The 19,083-nt window shown below is 69.8% G+C and carries 15 protein-coding genes; 7 read left to right on the plus strand and 8 right to left on the minus strand.

The window, feature by feature from the left end; translation table 11 throughout:
• Positions 1-8: 8 nt before the first annotated feature.
• Positions 9-647, plus strand: a complete 639-nt coding sequence (locus KF684_07175) for a hypothetical protein (protein ID MBX3352700.1) — start codon at positions 9-11, stop codon at positions 645-647.
• Positions 648-651: 4 nt separating this feature from the next.
• Here the strand turns inward: KF684_07175 and KF684_07180 are convergent, their stop codons facing one another.
• Genes KF684_07180 through hisG form a run of 8 tightly spaced genes read right to left on the minus strand, consistent with a single transcriptional unit; the run spans position 652 to position 8,597 of the window.
• Positions 652-1,344 (minus strand): CPBP family intramembrane metalloprotease, encoded by a 693-nt coding sequence (locus tag KF684_07180; protein MBX3352701.1) that lies wholly within the window; start codon positions 1,342-1,344, stop codon positions 652-654.
• Between the two features lie 35 nt (positions 1,345-1,379).
• Complete coding sequence (hisD, locus tag KF684_07185) at positions 1,380-2,669, minus strand: histidinol dehydrogenase (GenBank protein ID MBX3352702.1); 1,290 nt, start codon at positions 2,667-2,669, stop codon at positions 1,380-1,382.
• A complete protein-coding gene (gene hisE, locus KF684_07190; protein MBX3352703.1) occupies positions 2,666-3,958 on the minus strand; it encodes a phosphoribosyl-ATP diphosphatase in 1,293 nt (430 codons plus the stop codon). The genes hisD and hisE overlap by 4 nt, the downstream gene beginning before the upstream one ends.
• Positions 3,952-4,719: an imidazole glycerol phosphate synthase subunit HisF gene (gene hisF, locus KF684_07195; GenBank protein MBX3352704.1), complete on the minus strand. Its 768-nt coding sequence runs from the start codon at positions 4,717-4,719 to the stop codon at positions 3,952-3,954. Before hisF ends, hisE begins: the two co-directional genes overlap by 7 nt.
• Positions 4,716-5,354: an imidazole glycerol phosphate synthase subunit HisH gene (gene hisH / locus KF684_07200; GenBank protein MBX3352705.1), complete on the minus strand. Its 639-nt coding sequence runs from the start codon at positions 5,352-5,354 to the stop codon at positions 4,716-4,718. Before hisH ends, hisF begins: the two co-directional genes overlap by 4 nt.
• Complete coding sequence (gene hisB / locus KF684_07205) at positions 5,354-5,941, minus strand: imidazoleglycerol-phosphate dehydratase HisB (GenBank protein ID MBX3352706.1); 588 nt, start codon at positions 5,939-5,941, stop codon at positions 5,354-5,356. Before hisB ends, hisH begins: the two co-directional genes overlap by 1 nt.
• Positions 5,938-7,701 (minus strand): TIGR01548 family HAD-type hydrolase, encoded by a 1,764-nt coding sequence (locus KF684_07210; GenBank protein MBX3352707.1) that lies wholly within the window; start codon positions 7,699-7,701, stop codon positions 5,938-5,940. Before KF684_07210 ends, hisB begins: the two co-directional genes overlap by 4 nt.
• Positions 7,702-7,709: 8 nt before the next feature.
• Positions 7,710-8,597, minus strand: coding sequence for an ATP phosphoribosyltransferase (hisG, locus tag KF684_07215; GenBank protein MBX3352708.1), 888 nt, complete (start codon positions 8,595-8,597; stop codon positions 7,710-7,712).
• An 89-nt stretch (positions 8,598-8,686) separates the two neighbouring features.
• Here hisG and KF684_07220 point away from each other — a divergent pair, with 89 nt between their 5' ends.
• From KF684_07220 to glgB, 6 genes are all read left to right on the plus strand, one after another.
• Entirely contained in the window at positions 8,687-8,842 is a 156-nt protein-coding gene (locus tag KF684_07220) for a hypothetical protein (protein ID MBX3352709.1), read from the plus strand.
• A 187-nt stretch (positions 8,843-9,029) separates the two neighbouring features.
• Complete coding sequence (locus tag KF684_07225) at positions 9,030-9,317, plus strand: peptidylprolyl isomerase (protein ID MBX3352710.1); 288 nt, start codon at positions 9,030-9,032, stop codon at positions 9,315-9,317.
• Between the two features lie 85 nt (positions 9,318-9,402).
• Entirely contained in the window at positions 9,403-11,535 is a 2,133-nt protein-coding gene (locus KF684_07230) for an alpha-1,4-glucan--maltose-1-phosphate maltosyltransferase (GenBank protein MBX3352711.1), read from the plus strand.
• A gap of 50 nt (positions 11,536-11,585) precedes the next feature.
• Entirely contained in the window at positions 11,586-14,930 is a 3,345-nt protein-coding gene (treS, locus tag KF684_07235; protein ID MBX3352712.1) for a maltose alpha-D-glucosyltransferase, read from the plus strand.
• Positions 14,927-17,053: a 4-alpha-glucanotransferase gene (locus tag KF684_07240; GenBank protein ID MBX3352713.1), complete on the plus strand. Its 2,127-nt coding sequence runs from the start codon at positions 14,927-14,929 to the stop codon at positions 17,051-17,053. Before treS ends, KF684_07240 begins: the two co-directional genes overlap by 4 nt.
• The gene (gene glgB / locus KF684_07245) at positions 17,046-19,043 is read left to right on the plus strand and encodes a 1,4-alpha-glucan branching protein GlgB (protein ID MBX3352714.1); all 1,998 of its coding nucleotides are present in this window, start codon (positions 17,046-17,048) and stop codon (positions 19,041-19,043) included. Before KF684_07240 ends, glgB begins: the two co-directional genes overlap by 8 nt.
• Positions 19,044-19,083 lie beyond the last annotated feature (40 nt).

Consider the following 19,083-nt stretch of genomic DNA (forward strand, 5'->3'; position numbering starts at 1 on the left):
AGTCACCGATGACGAGAGTGCTGCTGACGGTTGTTGTGGGCGCGTTGACGCTGCTGGCCACGCTGGCGGGGTACCGGTTCGTGCGCGCCGATGTCGAGGCGGCGGTCTATCGCGAGCGCCTGGCGGCGCTGGCGGGGGAGTACGAGTCGCTGCGATCGCAGTTCAATGACGCCGTGCGCAGAGCGGCGGTCACGGAACTGCTGGTGAAGGGCGACTCGATGAGCGTGCGCGTGCGCACGCCGGCGGGTGCGCTGCGAGAGATCCCGACCACGCTCGACCCGACGCGCGAGGTGTTCATCGACTATGTCGTGAAGGACGGGCGCGTGCTGATCCGGCGGTTGTTCGACGATCGCACGCCCCCCGAGCGCGGGCTGGTGATCGACGCGGAATTGATCCAGGTGGACTGGGATGACCCGTCGCTCGAGCGCGGGCAGACGGTGTATCGGCGCTTCAGCGAGGGGCGCTGGGTGGTCACGGTCTCTGGCAGCGGCGCGATGGGGCTGCGTCGGGTGGGGGAGGTCGACGACATCGAACTCGTGGCGGCGCCGAAGGTGCGCGACTTCGAGGAACTCGATCAGAAGACCCGCGACGAACTCCGCGCGCTGAGCGCCGGGGATGTCATGAAGCGGTTCTTCACGGGTCGCTGATCGCTCAGCGCACGGCGCCCGTATAGAACAGGGCGCCGAGCCCGACGGTGAACGCGAAACAGCCGAAGAGCGCGTGCTCGAACGACGCGGCCAGCACCGAGCGGGTGCGGTCGTAGGTCCACGCGAAGAGGATCCCGCCGATCACGGTGAGGCCGACGCTGGCCCAGCTCTCGAAGATGATGTGGACATAGCCGAAGGTGACGCCGCTGGCGAGGATCATGCCCCAGCGGGTGGGGAAAAGGTCGCGGTAGCGGTCGAAGAAGAAGCCGCGGAAGATGAGTTCCTGGGGGTACACGCTGACCAGCGGGTAGAAGATCATCACCATGATCCAGATGTCGGGTCGCTGGCGTGGGAATGCGAAGTAGGCGTCGGGGAGGAACGCGAGGACCATCGCCATCATGGCGATGGCGCCGAGCGCGAACGTTGCGATGATGCGTGGGAACTCGCGGAGCGCGGCGCGGATGCGCCAGAGGCACGCCCAGTCGAAGACGCGGGTGACGAGCAGCAACGCGAAGGTGACGAGCGCGCCTCGCAGGAGGAGCGTGAAGAAGGGCCAGTCGATGAGGCGCAGCCAGTAGATCGTGGGGACGAGGTAGAAGAGCGCCACCAGTTCGGCGGCGCGCGCGACAGGCGTGAGTGTGTCGGTGAGGGCGCGGCGTTCACGCACGCCCGGGGTTGTCAGGGGGAGGGTCGTCACTGCTGCCGATTGTTGCGTCACTCCGTGCTCCGATTTCATCGCGCGGGCGCGACGCGCAGTCTGGCCTCGGCGGCCCTCGCGTGGGCTTCAAGCCCCTCCAGACGCGCCAACGAGGCGGCGTCGGTCGCGACACCATCATCCCTGCGTTCGTCGGACGCGTCCATCCGGATCCAGGTTCTGACACGGAGGAAGTGCAGGACGCTGAGCCCGCCCGTGCGCCGGGCGAGGCCCCCGGTTGGCAGGGTGTGGTTCGGGCCCACGCCGTAGTCGCCGAAGACCTCGGCGGTGCGTTCACCGAGGAACACCGCGCCTGTGTGGCGGATCCGTCGCGCGAGCGCATCGGGTTCGCGCACGCAGAGTTGGAGGTGTTCGGGCGCGAATCGGTCGCTGGTCGCGGCGGCCGCGTCGAGAGAGTCGACCACGCAGATGAACCCGTGTTCACGCAGCGACGCCTCGGCGGTGTCTCGCGTGGGGAGGGTTTCGAGTTGGCGCGCGAGTTCGCGCTCGACCTTGCGCGCGAGGGTTTCATCCGTGGTGATGAGCCCGGCGCTCGCGTCGGGGTCGTGCTCGGCCTGCGCGAGCAGATCGGCCGCGACGACGACCGGATCGGCGGCGTCGTCGGCGATCACGATCAGTTCGGAGGGGCCCGCGAGCATGTCGATCGCGATGTCGGCGCTGACGAGTTGCTTGGCGGCGGTGACCCAGCGGTTGCCGGGGCCGACGACGATGTCGCACGGGTCAAATCCGTCGAAGCCGTAGGCGAGCGCGCCGATCGCGTGCGCGCCCCCGGCCACGAGGAACGCGTCGGCGTCGGCGAGCGCGGCGGCGGCGAGCATGGCATCGCTCGCGTTGGGCGAGCACACCACGACGCGCCCCACGCCCGCGGCACGCGCGGTGATGGCGGTCATCAGCACGCTCGAGGGCAGCGGGTAGCGCCCGCCCGGCGCGTAGCAGCCTGCGCTGGACATCGGCTCGATGGTGTGGCCCGCGCGCCCGCCGGGCACGGGTATGTCCAAATCGTTGATCGACGCGCGCTGCGCGAGGGCGAACGCGCGGATGCGCGACGCGGTGCGCTCGAGCACGGCGCGCGTCGGCGCGTCGAGGCGGTCGAGCGCGGCGGTCATCGCTTCGCGGTCGAGCAGCAGCGGGTCTGACTCGGAGCGCTCGCCGAAGCGGACGGCGTAGCGGCGTAGCGCATCGGCGCCCTCGCGGCGCACGGCGTCGACGATCTCTCGCGCTCCGGCAAGTGTGGCCGCGTCGAGCGCGTCGGGGCGGAGTGAGGTGATGCGATCGGGTGTCAGGCGTGCGAGTGTGAGGGCGTTCACTGCGGCGCTCCTGCTGAGGGCGCGAGATCGGCGGGTTTCGCGTTCCCTGGGCGTCGGGAGATGTTGAGAGCGCGCCGGTCGAGGGTGCGCTCCGCGTCGGCGAGTGTGACGCCCCGGCGCTGCATGGCGACCATCGCGAAGAAGAGCAGGTCTGCGGCTTCGTCGGAGGCGTTCTCGCGCGTGGGCGCGTCGGCGAGTTCGCACGCTTCTTCGAGGAGTTTCGCGCGGAGCAGGGCGGGGTCGGCGAGGAGGCGCGCGACATAGGAGCCGGCGACGGGCTGTGCGGCGCGCTGCGCGACGGCGGAGGCGAGGGCGTCGAGTCCGCGTGCGTCTCCGAAGCAGGTGCGTGTGCCGGTGTGGCAGAAGCCGGCGCCGGTCTGGCGAACGGTGAAGCGGAGGGCGTCGCGGTCGCAGTCGAGGTCGATGCGCAGGAGTTGCTGCGTGGCGCCGCTGGTGGCGCCCTTGCGCCAGAGGGCGTTGCGCGAGCGCGACCAGTAGACGCCGGTGCGCGTGGCGACTGCTTCGCGGAGACTCGCGGCGCTGGAGTAGGCGAGCCCGAGGGCGACGCCGCGTTCGTCGCAGACGATGGTGGGCCAGAGCCCGTCGGGACGGTCGGTGGTGAGCGGGGCGGCGAGTGCGTCGGCGAGGTCGAGCGAACCGGAGTAGAGCGCCATGCCCACCTGCGCGTCGGCGCCGAGCGAGTCGGCCAGCGCGATGTCCGACGCGTCGCGGACGCCCCCGGCGACGGTGACGCGTGCGTCGCCCGCGGCGTCGACGATCGCCTCGATGCGTTCGCGCTCGAGACCGACCATGCGCCCCTCGCGCTCGACGAAGGTGACGAGGAATCCGCCCACGAACTCGCGCAGTTCGCGGAGGCGCTCGAGCACGCCGGCGCCGGTCTTCGTGCGCCAGCCGTCGACGACGACCTCGCCGTTGACGCAGTCGAGGGCGGCGATCGTCCGCTCGCGCGGCAGGCGCGAGAGCACCTCGGGCGTCGCGGCGGTGCCCAGCACCACCTTGGTCGCGCCGGCGTCGAGCCAGCGGAGCGCGCTGTCGGCGTCACGGATGCCGCCCCCGACGCGGCAGGGGGCGATGGCGAGGAGGTCGCGGATGGTGTCCGTGTTGTCGCCGCGCCCGAGGGCGGCGTCGAGGTCGACGACGGCGATCTCGCCGGCGAGGGCGAAGCGCTGCGCGATGGGGCGCGGGTCGCCGGCGTCGATCTTGAGATCGCGCCCGCCCACGAGTTGGACGGCGTTGGCGTTGAGGAGGTCGATGGAGGGGATCAGCACGGTCGCACCTCGATGCCGCGGGCGGCGAGCAGGCGTTTGACTTCGCGGATGGATGTGTCGTTGTCGTGGAAGATGGAGGCGGCGAGCGCGGCGTCGGCGCCGGCGTCGAAGGCCTGCGCGATGTGTTCAGCGCTCGATGCGCCGCCCGACGCGATGACGGGGATTCCGACGCGTGCGCAGACTGTCCGGAGAAGGCCGAGGTCGTAGCCGCTGCGGGTGCCGTCGCGGTCGAAACTGGTGAGGAGGATCTCTCCGGCGCCGAGTGCTTCGCCCTGAGACGCCCAGTCGGCGGCGTCGAGCGTTTCGAGCGTGCTGCCCGAGCGCGTCGCGACGCGCCAGGAGTCGCCGGTTGCGACGGCGTCGATCGCGAGGACGACGCACTGCGCGCCGAAGCGGTCGGAGAGGCGGGCGAGCAGCGAGGGCCCTCGCACGGCGGCGGAGTTGACGGAGACCTTGTCGGCGCCGGCGTTCAGCAGGGCCTGCGCGTCGTCGATGGTGCGGACGCCGCCTCCGACGGTGAGGGGTATGGAGAGCACGCGCCGGACGGCGCGCACGGTCTCGAGGAGGGCGGGTCGCCCTTCGAGCGTCGCGGAGACATCGAGCATGACGATCTCGTCGGCGTCCTGCGCTTCGTAGATCGCGGCGCGCTGCGCGGGGTCGCCGGCGTCGCGCAGCGAGGCGAAGCGCACGCCTTTCACGACGCGCCCGTCGCGCACATCGAGGCATGGGATCAGTCGGCGTGTGGTGGAGAGCGTGTTCATGCGTCGGACTCCGCGAGGAGAGTCTGAGTGGTGAGAGGTGCTTGGACGCCGGCCCATCGCGCGAGGAGCGACAGGCCCCATGCGCCGGAGAGTTCGGGGTGGAACTGGCAGGCGAGGGTTGTGCCGCGTTGTATCGAGGCGATGAAGGGCTCGCCGAAGGCGGCGCGGGATGTGGACCAGTCGGCGGGCGCGTCGGTTGCGCAGTACGAGTGCGCGAAGTAGGCGTAGCCCGGTTGCACGATCGTGCGCTCGTCGCCGAGCGTGACGGCGCTCCAGCCGAAGTGCGTGCGTCGTGGGGGCGATCGGAAGCGCCGGATCGCGCCGGGGACGACGCTCAGCCCTTCGACGCCCGGTGATTCCTCGCTCGACTCGAACAGCAGTTGCATGCCGAGGCACACGCAGAGCGTGGGGCGGTCGGACTCGATGCGTTCGCGCAGCGCGTCGACGACGCCCAGCGCGCGCAGACGCTCCATCGCGGCGCCGAAGGAGCCGACGCCCGGGAGGATGAGCCGATCGGCGCTGGCGATCTGCGCCGGTGCGTCCACGATGCGCGCGTCGAGCCCAAGGCGCTCCATCGCGGCGAGGATGGACGCGATGTTCGCGAGGCGCGTGTCGACGATGGAGACGGCGGGCATCACAGCACCCCTTTGGCGCTGGGGACAAGCGATGTCCCGTCGCGCGCGATCGCGGCGCGCAGGGCGAGGGCGAGGGCCTTGAAGGCGGCTTCGGCCTTGTGGTGATCGTTCTCGCCGCGGAGCACATCGACATGCAGCGACGCGCGGAGCGTGGTGGCGAGCGACACGAAGAAGTGGGTCAGGTTCTCGGTGGCGACATCGCCCAGGCGCTCGCGGACGAGCGACAGGTTCACGCACGCGCTGGGGCGTCCCGAGAGATCGACGACGACGCGCGCGAGGGCCTCGTCGAGGGGCGCGTAGGCGTGGGCGAAGCGCGTGATGCCGGCGCGATCGGCGAGGGCCTCGTTGATCGCGTCGCCCAGCGTGAGCGCGCAGTCCTCGACGGTGTGGTGGTCGTCGACGCGCAGGTCGCCCTCGCAGGCGAGCGAGAGGTCGATCCGCGAGTGGAGGGCGAGGGAAGCGAGCATGTGGTCGAGGAAGCCCAGGCCGGTGGAGATGGATGATTCGCCCACGCCGTCGAGGTTGACGCTGAGGCGGATGCTGGTTTCGCGGGTCACGCGTGTGCGTTCAGCGGTGCGCTGGTTCACGGGAGAATCTCCGAGAGATCGGCGAGGGAGTCGACGACGCGCGACGCGCCGGATCGCAGGAGGGACGCGGCGGTGGGGGCGGGGTCGTCCTGCGGCGCCACGACGCCGATGGGGATGACGGTGCGACTCGCGCGCTTCGCGGCGCGGATGTCGTCGACGGTGTCTCCGACCATCCAGGCGCGCTCGACGCCGAGACGCTGCGTCGCGAGGTCGAGGATCGCCGGGTCGGGCTTGCTTGGGCCGTCTTCCATGCAGACGACAACGGGGAAGAGCGGCGTCAGCCCGAAGCGGTCGAGGAATCGCTCTGCGTCGGCGCGTGGGCGCCCTGTGACGATCGCGAGGGGGACGCGCTCTGCGAGGGCGCGGAGGGTGTCGGCGCTCCCGATCAGTGCTTCGGTCTCGCGCAGGCCGGGTCGCTGCGGCGTTCCCTGATAGATTGCTTCGAATCGTTCGACGACTAGTTCGTAGGGGACATCGACGTCGCGAGAGGCGAGGATCTCGTGGGTGACGCGCCAGTCGTTGTTGGCGTCGCCGCGGGCCTTGATGGCGGCGACATCGGCGGGCGTCGCTTCGACGCCGAAGGAGGCGCAGGTGGCGAGGATCGCGGCGCGGTACGAGCGGGAGACATCGGCGATGACGCCGTCCATGTCGAGGAGGAGCGCCTGGGGGGAGAGGGCGGCGGCGAGCGCGCGGGTGAGTCGGCGCAGGGCGTCGTCGCTGCCCGGGCAGGTGATGCGCAGCGCGTCGGTGAGGTCGCGCGAGCCGGGCCAGGCGCGCACGGCGATGCCTGCGGAGCGGAGCGCATCGCGGACCCACAGCGAGCGTGGCGTGCGCGCGAGGACGAAGTTGGCGTCGGACTCGAGGGCGTCGACGCGTAGCGACGCGAGTGCTTCGGTGATCGTGCGCCGTTCGAGTTTCACGAGCGCTGCGGCGGGGTGGTCTGTGGTGGTGATCGGGCGGTCGCGAAGGGCCGCGGACGCGGCGGCGACGCTCGGCGCGCTCACGCTGAACGGGTTGCCGGCGGCGCGGCACGCGCGGACGACGGGCGGGTTGGCGAGGAGAAACCCGACGCGGCACCCCGCCATGCCCCACGCCTTCGAGAGCGTGCGCACGATCGCGGTGTTGGGGAGCGTGAGCGCGTCGGGCGTGAAATCTCGCTCTCCGAACTCCGTGTAGGCGAGATCGAGGAGGAGCAGGGCGCCGACCTGTGCGCAGCGATCTGCGACGGCGCGGACATCGTCGAACGGGATCGACGATCCCGTCGGGTTGTTGGGCGTGACGAGGGCGACAAGGCCGGTGTCGTCGGTGATCGACGCCAGGAACGCGTCGGTCGGGAAGGGGCCGCGTTCCCAGCGGACGCCCACGACGCGCGCGCCGGCCTTGCGTGCGCTGATTGGGATCATCGAGAACCCGGGCGTGTGCGTGACGAGCGTGCGAGACTCGTCGAGCGTGGCGCGGCAGAGGCGGTCGATCGCGTCGTCGCCCCCGGCGGTCGCGAGGACGCGGTCTGCGTCGACGCCCAACTGGCGCGCGAGGAGCGATTCGAGTTCGGACGCGTCGGGGTAGCGGCGCAGCGCGTCGGCGTCGATGGTTCGGATCGCGTCGAGGGCCGCGGTGTCGGAGGACGATCCCTCGTTGGCGTCGAGCCAGAGGTCGATGGGCTGGGGCGGGCGATCGACCTCGTAGGGCGAGATGGCGGCGATGCGCTCGAGGATGCGAGGTGGGGTCGCGGCGCGTGCTGTGGTGAGTGTGGTTGGCATGGTCGCGCTCAGAGGACGATCTGGGAGGGCGGGGTGACGACGATGTCGGTGCCGCCGCGGGCGCGGAGCTCGAGGATGATCCGGGGGAGGTTCTCGCGCGGGACGGCGGCCTTGACGGCGAAGCCGGCGCTGGCGTGGAGGGTCGAGATGGTGGGCTCGCGCATGCAGGGGAGTGCGGCGACGACGGCTTCGAGGCGGGCGGCGTCGACGTTCACTTCGAGCATGACGCGCCGGCGCGCTTCGAGCACGGAGCGCAGCAGCGTGGCGAGGTCTTCGATGCGCGCACGCCGGGCGGGGTCGTCCATCGCGTCGCGGCTGGCGTAGAGGCGCGTGGAGGAGATCATCAGTTCGTCGAGGATGACGAGCCCGTTGGCGACGAGGGTCGCGCCGGTGGCGGTGTTGTCGACGATGCAGTCGGCGTCGTCGGGCGGATAGACCTCGGTGGCGCCGTAGCTGCGCAGGAAGCGTGCTTCGATGTCGCGCGATTCGATCCAGCGCTTCGTGAGGCGTGTGTATTCGCTGGCGACGACGAGGGGGCGCCCGGCGACGGTGGGCGGGAGTTCGCCGTCGACGAGCACGGTGGCGGGTGCGGCGGCGACGAGGCGGACTCGGTCGAGGCCTGTGTCGAGGATCTCGACGACATCGACGCCGAGTTCGGCGACCCAGTCGGCGCCGGCGAAGCCGAGGTCGCGTGCTCCGGCGTGGAGCATCTCGACGACGCTCTGGGGTTTGAGGACTTTCGCCTGGACGCCTTCGAGGGAGACGATGGGGCGGTAGTCGCGCGAGGTCATGGTGACGCGCACGCCTGCCTGGGCGAGGAGGGCGAGGACGTTGTCCTGCATGCGTCCCTTGGGGATCGCGAGGCGGAGCGTGGAGGTGTCTTGGGTGGGTGACATTCGGGAGGTCTCGCTTTGCGTGTGTGGTGCAAAGCCGGCCTCTCGGGCGGCGCGGTGTCCGGTCGTTCAGGGGGAAAGGGAGGTACCCCATGAACGACAACGCCGGCCCGAGGGCCGGCGTTGGTTGGTTCGTGCTCGCAGGTAGGGGTTCAGCCCCGCGCGTTCACGCCATCGCCGGCCGCATCGTGATGATGCAGATGGTGGCGGTGGGCGTGATTGGTCGGCGTGCGGGTCATTGGTGCTGAGACTATCCGGCGAGCGAACCCGGTCAAGGGAGTGGCGGAGTCGTGTTCGGAGGGGCGGAGTGCGCGGATTCAGCCGCACAAGCGTGGTCTTGCGGACTGCCGGGTCCCGATCGGGGGGTGTAGAGTCTTCGGACGGGCGACGAGCCCACCCATCCCCCACGCCGCCGCGAGCGAGAAAGGCAGCCCTATGGCACGCGCCACTGCGAGTCACATCCTGGTCAAGACGGAAGCCGAAGCCCTCGACCTGAAGAAGCAGGTTGAAGAACAGGGCGCTGACTTCGCGGCGTTGGCGAAGAAGCACTCGAAGTGTCCCTCGGGCAAGTCTGGCGGGAGTCTCGGGGAGTTCGGTCGAGGGGACATGGTTCCCGAGTTCGACCGTGTGGTGTTCGGCGACCTGGCGGTCGGCGCGGTGTCGGAGCCGGTCAAGACGCAGTTCGGGTATCACCTTGTGCGCGTGGATCGTCGGCTGGGCTGAGCGCCGAGCGGGCCGCGTCGTGTTCCGGCGCGCGCTGTTGTGAAAGGTTCTCGGTCCTCCCTCATGACGGGAGCGATGACTGCCGATGACTCAGAAGACACCCGCCCCACGCCGGTCGCCCGGCGGCACGAAGCAGAAGGCCACGGAGCAGATGGCCGAGCCGAAACCCCCGAAGACACAGCCCGCCGGACGCGCGGGCGGCGCCCTTCCCCCCGGCGACGCCGACGGGCGTGCGCGCGTGTTCGTCGAGAACGTGCAGCCGGACATCGACGCGGGTCGTTTCGCGGCCAAGGGCGTCGAGGGCGACGCGTTCGTCGTCGAGGCGGATGTCTTCGCCGACGGGCACGACCTGGTGGGCGCGGTCCTGCTGCACCGTCGCGAGGGCGAGAGCGTCTGGTCCGAGACGCGCATGGAGCCGGTCGGCAACGATCGCTTTCACGCGTCGTTCACGCCGGATCGGCTCGGGTTCTTCGAGTACACCGTGGTGGGGTTCGTGGATCGCTACGGTTCGTGGGCGCGCGACCTGCGCAAGCGCGCCGAGGCGCGCCAGGATGTCGCGATCGAGCTGCTGATCGGCGCAGACCACCTCGAGCGGGCCGCCCGGGGCTTGAAGGGGGCCGCCCCGGTCGCGAAGACGCTCAGCGGGTTGGCGAAGGAGCTGCGCGAGAAGCGTGCGACCGAGAAGCAGGGGGCGCAGGTCGACGCGGCGACGAGCGTCGAGATCATCGAGCTGATGCGTCTCCACGCCGAGCGCGCGCACGCGGTCGAGTATCCGCGGGTGCTGCGGATGTTCGCGGATCGCGAGCGGGCGGCGTTCAGCGCGTGGTACGAGTTCTTTCCCCGATCGTGCGCCGCGACGCCCGGGGAGCACGGGACCTTTGCCGACGCCGAGCGCTGGCTGCCGCGGATCGCGAAACTCGGGTTCGACGTGGTGTATCTGCCGCCGATCCACCCGATCGGGCGCGTGCATCGCAAGGGTCGCAACAACACGCTGACGCCCGAGGCGCACGATGTGGGCAGCCCGTGGGCGATCGGGTCGACGGAGGGGGGGCACGAGGCGATCCTGCCCGAGCTGGGGACGCCCGAGGATTTCCGGAAGTTCGTCGCGACGGCGCGTTCGCTGGGGATCGATGTCGCGCTGGACATCGCGTTCCAGTGCGCGCCCGATCACCCGTGGGTGAAGGAACACCCCCAGTGGTTCCGCGCGCTGCCCGACGGGACGATCCGCTACGCCGAGAACCCGCCCAAGAAGTATCAGGACATCTACCCGTTCGATTTCGAGACGGACGACTGGCGGAACCTGTGGGCGGCGCTGCGCGACGTGGTGGCGCACTGGATCGAACAGGGCGTGACGGTGTTCCGCGTCGACAACCCGCACACGAAGAGTTTCCGCTTCTGGGAGTGGCTGATCGCCGACATACGGCGCACGAACCCCGAGATGCTTTTCCTGTCGGAAGCGTTCACGCGCCCGAAGGTGATGTACGCGCTGGCGAAGCTGGGCTTTACGCAGTCCTACACCTATTTCGCGTGGAAGAACCGCAAGTGGGAGCTGGAGCAGTACCTGCGCGAGGTGACGAGCCCGCCGGTCTCGCGGTTCTTCCGGCCCAACCCATGGCCCAACACGCCGGACATCCTCAACGAGTTCCTGCAGCACGGCGGGCGTCCGGCGTGCGTGGCGCGGCTGGTGCTCGCGGCGACGCTGTGCGGGAACTACGGGGTATACGGCCCGCCCTACGAGCTGGCGCAGGTCACGCCGCGCGAGCCGGGGTCGGAGGAGTACCTCGATTCCGAGAAGTACCAGCTGCGGCACTGGGCGCTGGGGGGCGACGACACGCTGGCGCCCGTGATGGAGCGCGTGAACCGGATCCGTCGCGAGAACCCGGCGCTGCGCCGCGACGACACGCTGCGGTTCCACCACTGCGAGAACGACCAGATCATCTGCTACAGCAAGCGCTCGCACGACGGCGAGAACGCTGTGGTGGTCGTCGTGAACCTCGACCCGCACCACACGCAGTCGGGGTTCGTGAACCTCGACCTTCCGTCGCTGGGGCTGGCCTGGGATGATCGTTTCCAGGCGCACGACGCGCTCAACGACGCGCGGTATCTCTGGGCTGGGCCGAGGAATTACGTCGAGTTGCACCCGCATTCGTCGCCGGCGCACGTCTTCGTGATCCGCAAGAGCGCACGCACCGAGCAGGATTTCGAGTACTTCGTGTGAACCACCCCGACGCCATCGCATCCGCCCCCGCCGTTCGAACGACCACCGCCATGCCCACGACCAAGCCCGCCGCGCCGGCCTCGACGCTCGACACCGACCCGCTCTGGTACAAGAGCGCGATCATCTACGAAGCGCACATCCGCGCGTTCCACGACAGCAACGGCGACGGCATCGGCGACTTCCCCGGGCTGACGCAGAAGCTGGACTACCTCCAGGACCTGGGCGTGACGGCGATCTGGCTGCTGCCCTTTTACCCCTCGCCCCTGCGCGACGACGGGTACGACATCGCTGACTACACCTCGATCAACCCCTCGTACGGCACGCTCGAGGATTTCAAGGCCTTCGTGAAGGAGGCGCACGCGCGCAATATCCGGGTCATCACGGAACTGGTGTTGAACCACACCTCCGACCAGCACCCGTGGTTCAAGCGTGCGTGCAAGGCGCCCAAGGGGTCCCCCGAGCGCGACTTCTATGTCTGGAGCGACACCGACGAGAAGTACCGCAATGTGCGCATCATCTTCAAGGACTTCGAGCCCTCGAACTGGACCTTCAACCGCCAGGCGGGGCAGTACTACTGGCACCGGTTCTACCACCACCAGCCCGACCTGAACTTCGACAACCCCGCGGTGCAGGACGCGATGCTGGGCGTGATGGACCAGTGGTTCGAGATGGGCGTCGACGGCGTGCGTCTGGACGCGGTGCCGTACCTTTTCGAGCGCGAGGGGACCAACTGCGAGAACCTGAAGGAGGGGCACGAGTTCCTGCGCAAGCTCCGTGCGCACGTCGACGCGAAGTTTCCCGGGCGGATGCTGCTGGCGGAAGCGAACATGTGGCCCGAGGACTCGGTCGCGTATTTCGGCAAGGGCGACGAGTGCAATATGGCGTTCCACTTCCCGGTGATGCCGCGCCTGTACATGGCGATGCACCAGGAGGACCGCTTCCCGATCGTGGACATTCTGCAGCAGACGCCCGCGATCCCCGAGTCGTGCCAGTGGGCGGTGTTCCTGCGCAACCACGACGAGCTGACGCTCGAGATGGTGACGGACGAGGAGCGCGACTACATGTACCGGGCGTACGCGTACGACCGGCGCGCGAGGATCAATCTGGGCATCCGTCGGCGTCTGGCGCCGCTGCTGGGCAACAACCGTCGCAAGATCGAGCTGATGAACGCCCTGCTTTTCGCGCTGCCGGGCACGCCGGTGCTGTACTACGGCGACGAGATCGGCATGGGCGACAACATCTATCTGGGCGATCGCGACGCGGTGCGCACGCCGATGCAGTGGTCTGCCGATCGCAACGCCGGCTTCTCGAAGGCGAACCCTCAGAAGTTGTTCCTGCCGACGATCATCGATCCGGAGTACCACTACGAGACGATCAACGTCGAGGCGCAGCAGGCGAACCCGCAGTCGCTGCTCTCGTGGATGAAGCGCCTGATCGCGCTGCGTCAGCGTCACCCGGTGTTCGGGCGCGGCACGGTGGAGTTCCTGCACCCGGACAACCCGCGCGTGCTGGCGTTCATCCGCGACGACGGGAACGAGCGCATCCTGGTCGTGGCGAACCTGTCCCGGTTCGTGCAGGCGGTCGAGCTCGATCTGCGCAAGGACCTGGGCGCGACGCCGGTGGAGCTCTTCGGGATGACGAAGTTCCCGGCGATCGGTGAGCGTCCGTACTTCCTGACGCTGGGCCCGAGCTCGTTCTACTGGCTGGAGCTGCGCCCCTCGACGAGCGCGGCGGGGACGATCACGAGCAGCGAGCTGGGCGCGTCGCTGCCGCGGGTCGCGATCCGGACGGGCGAGTGGGCGGACGCGCTGCTGGGGCAGTCTCGTTCGCGCGTCGAGAGCGCCATCGCGTCGTGGATGCCCGGGCGCCGCTGGTTCGGGGCCAAGTCGCGCACGGTCCGCGCTGTGCGTGTCGCTTCGACGATGCGTCTCAACGACGCGATCGACGCGCGGGTCGCGCTGATCGATGTCGCGTACACCGAGGGCGAGGGCGAGCAGTACGCGGTGCACCTGAGCGCCGTGCCCGAGGCCGACGCAGGCGTGCTCCTGCGTGATCATCCGTGGGCCGCGATCGCGTGGATCGACGCCCCGTCGGACACCCGATTCCTGCTGGTCGATGCGACCTCGCTGCCCTCGTTCAACGCGGCGATCGGCGGCGTGCTGGCCAGGGGCGAGCGCGTGGACGCGCCGCTCTCGGTCGATTCGGCGCGCGACGCAGGCGTTGGCGGCGGGGACATGAACCCGATGCCCCTGGGCGTCGAGCAGAGCAACACCTCGGTGGCGCTGGGCGACTCGGCGATCGTGAAACTGTTCCGCAAGGTGCAGGAGGGCGTGAACCCCGACCTGGAGATGAGCGAGTTCCTGACGCGGCGCGCGAAGTTCCCGAACACGCCGGAGGTGCTCGGCTCTCTGCACCTCTCCGAGCCGAGGAAGGAGCCGCGCACGCTGGCGGTGCTGCAGCGGTTCGTGGTGAACGAGGGCGACGCGTGGTCGCACGCGCTCGCGTCGGCGGACCAGTACTTCGAGTCTGTCCGGCACGACAACGCGACGCTGGAGTCGCCTCGCGATCCCTCGCCGCTGCTGGCGTCGGCGTCGCCCACGCCGCAGGACGCGATCGATCGGATCGGGACCTATCTGACCTTCGCGGAGCTGCTTGGCCGGCGCACGGCGGAGATGCACCTGGCGTTGTCGAGCGATCGCGACGACCCGGCGTTCGCGCCCGAGCCCTTCGCGGCGCCGCACTATCAGCGTGCGCTGTACCAGTCGATGCGCACGATCACGCGTCAGTCTCTGGAGGCGCTGCGCCGATCGATCGCGATGGTGCCGGACGACTCGCAGAAGGACGCGCTCGCGCTGCTGAGGGCCGAGGACACGATCCTGCACGCGTTCCGGGCGATCGCGTCGGAGGACTTCGCCGGGGAGCGGATCCGCACGCACGGGGACTATCACCTCGGGCAGGTGCTGTTCACGGGTCGGGACTTCGTGATCATCGACTTCGAGGGCGAGCCGGCGCGTCCGATCGGCGAGCGGAAGCTGAAGCGTTCGCCGCTGCGCGACGTGGCCGGGATGATCCGGTCGTACCACTACGCGGCGTTCATGGGCGTGGCGCGCCACATGGAGCGTTTCGGCGATGCCGCGAAGGCGGAGGCGGCGCGGTACGAGGCCGGCGCCAGGTTCTGGCGTCACCACGTGAGCGCGTCGTTCCTGCGTTCGTACCTCGCGACGCTCGACGGCGCGCTGCTGACGGGCAACCGCGCGCATCTGGCGATCATGCTGCGCTGCTTCCTGCTCGAGAAGGCGATCTATGAGCTGGGGTACGAGCTGAACAACCGCCCGTCGTGGGTCGGCATCCCGGTGCGCGGCATCCTGGCGCTCGCGGAGGAATCGCCCGAGTGAGCCGCGCCTCGCCCGAGCACGCGATGCGAGAGACGCTCGCGCCACTCTGCGCGTTGCTGGGCGTGCGCGACCGGTACACCGACGGGCTCGGGCAGCGCCGGCGCGCGCCGCTTGACTCGACGCTCGCGACGGTGCGCGCGATGGGCGTGGAAGCTGTGACCGTCGAGGGGCTGTCGCGCGCGACGCGCGCGCTGGCGGTGGAGCGACTTGACCGGACTCTCGAGCCCGTGACGCTGGCGTGGGGCGGGAAACTCTCGGGCATCGCGGTTCGCCTGCCTCGCGGCGAGCGCGCCCGCGACGCGCACTGCGAGCTGGCGCTCGAGGACGGTGGCGTCGTGTCGTGGAAGGCGGCGCTGCGAGAGCGTGCCCCGTCGCGCGCCGAGCGGCAGGCCGTCGACGCCGGGGCGCGGATCCCGGTGCGGCTCTTCATCTGCCCTGGCCCGAAGGGCGCGGCCCCGATGGGGGTGCACACGCTGCGGATGCGCGTGGGCGCGATGCGGGCCGAGTCGCGCGTGATCGCGGCGCCTCGCAGGGCGTTCGGCGCGGAGCGCCCGTGGGACGCGTGGGGCGTGTTCCTGCCTCTGTACGCGCTGACGAGCGAGCGCAGCCCCGACATCGCGGACCTGACTGACCTGCGCGCGCTGCGAGACTGGGCGTCGTCGCTTGGGTCGTCGTTCGTGGGCACGCTGCCCCTGTTCGCGTCGTATCTGGACGAGCCGTTCGACCCGAGCCCGTACGCGCCGGTCTCGCGCGCGTTCTGGAACGAGCTGTACCTCGACACGGGCGGTTCGCGCGGGTCGGGCCCGCCCGACACCGGATCGCTCGTGGAGTACCGCGGCGTATACGCGAGGAAGCGCGCGGAGATCGACGCGATCGCGGCGCGCGAGATGGATCGCGCCAGCGCCGGATCGGGCGCGCTCTGGCAGCGTATCGAAGAGGACCGTCTGCTCGACCAGTACGCGTGTTTCCGTGCGCTCGTCGAGCGTCGGCGCGCCGGGTGGCGTTCGTGGCCCGACGCGTCCGACCGGGCCGTGCTGGACCAGGTCTCGCCGAGCGACCCGTCGTATCTTTCGCACGCGTACGCGCAGCTCGCGATGCGCGACCAGATGGGCGCGTTGACCGGCGGGGAGGATCGCGGCGGGCTGTACCTGGACCTGCCTCTGGGCGTGCACTCGGACGGGTTCGACGCGTGGCGTTTCCGCGGGCAGCTGCTCGAGGGGCTGAGCGTCGGCGCGCCGCCCGACCCGCTGTTCACGGCAGGGCAGTCGTGGGGCTTTGCGCCGGCGTGCCCTCGCGTGGGGCGCGAGCGTTGCTACCCGATCCTGCGCGAGTCGCTCGAGACGCTGATGCGTGTGTCGTGCGGCGTGCGGATCGACCATGTGATGGGGTTGCACCGGCTTTTCGTGGTGCCGGCGGGATTCGGCGCGAAGGAGGGGCTGTACATCCAGCAGTCGCTGGACGAGCAGCTCGCGCTGGTGTGCCTGCTGTCGCACCGCGAGCGGTGCCGCGTCGTGGGCGAGAACCTCGGCGCTGTCCCGCCGGTGGTGACGCGCACGATGCGCACGCGCGGCGTGCTGGGGATGCATGTCGCGCAGTTCGCTGTGCGTGCAGACGCTCGTCGCGCGATGGACCCGGCGCCGGCCGGGACGCTGGCGAGTCTGAACACGCACGATGTGCCGCCCTTCGCGGCGTGGTGGCGCGGGGCCGACATCGATATCTGGCGTTCGCTCGGGCTGATGGACGAGGCGCAGTGCGCCGCGGAGCGAGCCGGTCGTGTGAAGACGACGCGGGCGCTCTCGTCGTGGCTGGCCAGGCGAGCGGGGGGCTCCGGAGCGGTGGAGGGCGAGCTTCCGGCGATGCGCGCCGTGACGCGAGCGCTGGCGGGCGGCGACGCGGACGCGCTGCTGGTGACGCTGGAGGACCTGTGGGGGGAGACTCGGCCCCAGAACGTGCCGGGGACATCGTTCGAGCTGCCCAACTGGAGGCGGCGCGCGTCGCTGACGCTCGAGGGGATGATGGCGGATTCACGCGTCGCAGAAACGCTGCGCGAGGTTCACGACATCAGGGTTTCGCGGCGCAACAATACGAAGCGCACATCGCGCAGGAGGATCGCCCATGGCTGACCAGAAGCGAGCCGTCGCGCCGCGAGCGCCGAAGACCGTCGACGCGGATCGCGCCGTTGCCGCCGCGAACGCGGCGTTCAGTGTGCCCCCCGGGGCCGGGCCGAGCCGGGACGACCTGTGGCTGTTCAACGAGGGGAGCAATCTCGAGTTGCACGGATGCCTGGGGGCGCACCCGGTGACTCTGGACGGCGAGCGCGGCGTCGCGTTCGGGGTGTGGGCGCCGAACGCGGAGCGTGTGGCGGTCATCGGGGACTTCAACGGCTGGACGCGCCCCGGCGTGCCGCTGCGATCGCTTGGCGAGAGCGGCGTGTGGTGGGGCTTTGTTCCGGGGCTCGAGAAGGGCGCTGTGTACAAGTATCTCGTGCGTTCGCGCCACAACGGCTATGAATCAGAGCGTTCCGATCCGATGGGGTTGCTTCACGAGATCCCGCCCAAGACGGCGAGCGTGGTGTGGGATCTTGAGTACGACTGGGGCGATGATTCGTGGATGCGCGAGCGTGCGGGCAGGCACGCGCTGCGCGAACCGATGTCGATCTACGAGTGTCATCTGGGTTCGTGGATGCGCGTGCCGGAGGAGGGGAACCGGTCGCTGACCTACCGCGAGCTGGCGCCGCGACTGGCGGATCACCTCGAGAAGCTGGGCTTCACGCACGTGGAGTTTCTTCCGGTGATGGAGCACCCGTTCGGCGGGTCGTGGGGGTATCAGGCGACGGGGTTCTTCGCGCCGACGAGCCGGTTCGGCACGCCGCAGGACTTCATGTTCCTGGTCGACACGCTGCACCAGAGAGGGATCGGGGTGATCCTGGACTGGTCGCCCTCGCACTTCCCCAGCGACGGGCACGGGCTGGCGTATTTCGACGGGACGCACCTGTACGAGCACGCGGAGGAGAGCCAGCGGATCCATCCGGACTGGAAGAGTTACATCTTCAATCTCGGGCGCAACGAGGTGAAGTCGTTCCTTCTCAGCAGCGCGATGCTGTGGCTGAAGAAGTACCACATCGACGGGCTGCGCGTGGACGCGGTGGCGTCGATGCTGTATCTGGACTACTCGCGCAAGCACGGGGAGTGGGTCCCCAACGAGCACGGCGGTCGGGAGAACCTCGATTCGATCCGCTTCCTGCGCACGCTGAACGAGGCGGTGTACCGCGAGGTCCCCGGCGCGCAGACGATCGCGGAGGAATCGACGGCGTGGCCCATGGTGAGCCGCCCGACGAGCAGCGGGGGGCTCGGCTTCGGGTTCAAGTGGGACATGGGGTGGATGCACGACACGCTGGTGTACATGTCGCGCGACCCGATCCACCGGCGTCACCACCACAACGAGATCACCTTCCGGATGATCTACGCGTTCAACGAGAACTTCGTGATGCCTCTCTCGCACGACGAGGTGGTGCACGGCAAGGGTTCGCTGCTGCGCAAGATGCCGGGCGACGACTGGCAGAAATTCGCGAATCTGCGCCTGCTGTACGCGTACATGTTCGCGCAGCCCGGGAAGAAGCTGCTCTTCCAGGGGGCCGAGGTGGCGCAGTGGGACGAGTGGAACCACGAGTCGAGCGTGGACTGGCACCTGCTGCAGTTCCCGCTGCACAGGGGGGTGCGCGACCTGTTGTCGCGACTGAACGAGGTCTACCGGAGCGAGCCGGCGCTGCACGCGCGCGACTGCGACCCTTCCGGGTACGAGTGGATCGACGGGGGCGACGCCGCGAACAGCGTCCTGTCGTTCCTTCGTCGCAGCGGCGACCCGAAGGACGACGTGGTGGTGGTGTGCAACTTCACGCCGATCCCGCGCGAGAGTTATCGTGTCGGCGTGCCAACTGCCGGGTTCTGGCGCGAGATCGTCAACAGCGACGCGAAGGAGTACGCCGGCGCCGGGTGGGGGAGCATGGGCGGCGCGGCGAGCTCGCCGACCCCGTGGCACGGGCGTCCCCATTCGGTCAGTCTGACGCTGCCCCCGCTGGGCGTGGTGTTCCTCAAGCGGGAGGGGAACGGCTGATCGCGCCCCGGTTTGCTGGGCGCGCGCCCGTCGCGGGCCG

The organism is Phycisphaeraceae bacterium, from assembly GCA_019636675.1.
In the GTDB taxonomy this organism is placed as follows: domain Bacteria; phylum Planctomycetota; class Phycisphaerae; order Phycisphaerales; family UBA1924; genus JAHBXC01.

Excerpts from the sequence above, each read along its gene's own strand:
- hisF (MBX3352704.1), bottom strand. The coding sequence starts at position 4,719 with ATGAACACGCTCTCCACCACACGCCGACTGATCCCATGCCTCGATGTG.
- KF684_07230 (MBX3352711.1), top strand. The coding sequence starts at position 9,403 with ATGACTCAGAAGACACCCGCCCCACGCCGGTCGCCCGGCGGCACGAAG.
- KF684_07225 (MBX3352710.1), top strand. The coding sequence starts at position 9,030 with ATGGCACGCGCCACTGCGAGTCACATCCTGGTCAAGACGGAAGCCGAA.
- hisH (MBX3352705.1), bottom strand. The coding sequence starts at position 5,354 with ATGCCCGCCGTCTCCATCGTCGACACGCGCCTCGCGAACATCGCGTCC.
- KF684_07210 (MBX3352707.1), bottom strand. The coding sequence starts at position 7,701 with ATGCCAACCACACTCACCACAGCACGCGCCGCGACCCCACCTCGCATC.
- treS (MBX3352712.1), top strand. The coding sequence starts at position 11,586 with ATGCCCACGACCAAGCCCGCCGCGCCGGCCTCGACGCTCGACACCGAC.
- KF684_07220 (MBX3352709.1), top strand. The coding sequence starts at position 8,687 with ATGAACGACAACGCCGGCCCGAGGGCCGGCGTTGGTTGGTTCGTGCTC.
- KF684_07175 (MBX3352700.1), top strand. The coding sequence starts at position 9 with ATGACGAGAGTGCTGCTGACGGTTGTTGTGGGCGCGTTGACGCTGCTG.
- glgB (MBX3352714.1), top strand. The coding sequence starts at position 17,046 with ATGGCTGACCAGAAGCGAGCCGTCGCGCCGCGAGCGCCGAAGACCGTC.
- hisG (MBX3352708.1), bottom strand. The coding sequence starts at position 8,597 with ATGTCACCCACCCAAGACACCTCCACGCTCCGCCTCGCGATCCCCAAG.